This is a genomic window from Pseudomonas sp. CGJS7 (assembly GCF_036961695.1).
The window spans coordinates 1-1,364 of record NZ_JBAMDI010000300.1; the positions used below are offsets into that span (position 1 = coordinate 1).

At 68.0% G+C, this 1,364-nt stretch carries 1 protein-coding gene; it reads right to left on the reverse strand.

All coding sequences use genetic code 11. The annotated features are described in order from the left end of the window. The coding region (locus V7787_RS52785; protein WP_336095450.1) for an amino acid adenylation domain-containing protein at positions 1–1,364 on the reverse strand (1,364 nt) is incomplete at both ends.

Below are 1,364 nucleotides of genomic sequence, written 5' to 3' on the forward strand. Positions count from 1 at the left end.
TCGGCCAGTTGTGCCTGCCAATCGGCGGCCTCGCCGGTCAGCACCACATAACCGACCAGCTGCTTGCCGTCCGGTACCGTCACCACGGCTTCACGCACCAGGTCGTGTTCCAGCAGGCGCGCCTCGATCTCACCCAGTTCGATGCGCAGGCCACGTAGCTTGACCTGGTGGTCGATACGCCCGGCGTACTCGATCACCCCATCCGCGCGGTAGCGCGCCAGGTCGCCGGTGCGGTAGATGCGCTCGCCATTGCCGTATGGGCTCACGGCGAAACGCTCGGCGGTCAGCCCCGGGCGGCGGTGGTAGCCGCGCGCCAGGCCTGCGCCGGCCAGGTACAGCTCGCCCAGCACGCCCACCGGCACCGGTTGCAGCTCGGCGTCGAGGATGTAGCAGGCCAGGTTGGCAATCGGCTCGCCGATCGGCACGCTGTCGCGCCCTTCCTCGCGGCAGGTCCAGTGGGTCACGTCGATGGCCGCCTCGGTCGGGCCGTACAGGTTGTACAGGCCGGCCTTCGGCAGCTTGGCGAACACCTGCTGCTGGGCATCGGCCGGCAGCGCTTCGCCACTGCAGACGATGCGCGCAAGGCTGGTGCAGCGCGGCACGCCGCTGTCTTGCAGGAACGCCTGGAGCATCGACGGTACGAAGTGCAGCGTGGTGATGTTTTCGCCGGTGATCAGCTCGACCAGACGGGCCGGGTCGCGATGATCACCCGGCGCGGCAACCACCAGTCGCGCACCGGTCATCAAGGGCCAGAAGAACTCCCACACCGACACGTCGAAGCTGAACGGCGTTTTCTGCAACACGCTGTCGCGGGCATCCAGTCGATAGGCATGCTGCATCCAGCACAGTCGGTTGACCAGCGCCGAATGGCGGTTGCCCGCGCCTTTTGGCCGGCCTGTGGAGCCGGAGGTGTAGATCACATAGGCCAGGTTTTCAGGGGCCACCGCCACGTTCGGGTTGCGCGCGTCATCGGCGCCCGGTTCCAGGTCCAGCGCCAGGGTCTGCACGCCTTCGGCCAGCGGCAGTTGCAGGTGGCTCTGGGTCAGCAGCAGTTGCACGCCGCTGTCCTCGATCATGTAGCGCAGGCGCTCTTCGGGGTATTCCGGGTCCAGCGGCACGTAGGCGCCACCGGCCTTGAGGATGGCCAGCAAACCGACCACCATCTCCACCGAACGCTCCACCGCGATGCCCACCAGCACATCCGCGCCGACACCCAGGGCGATCAGGCGATGGGCCAGGCGGTTGGCGCGGGCGTTGAGCTGGGCGTAGCTCAGGCGCGTCTCGCCGAAGGCCAGCGCCGGGGCATCCGGGGTGCGCTGCACCTGGGCCTCGATCAGTTGCTGGATGCTCTGCTCCAGCGGGTA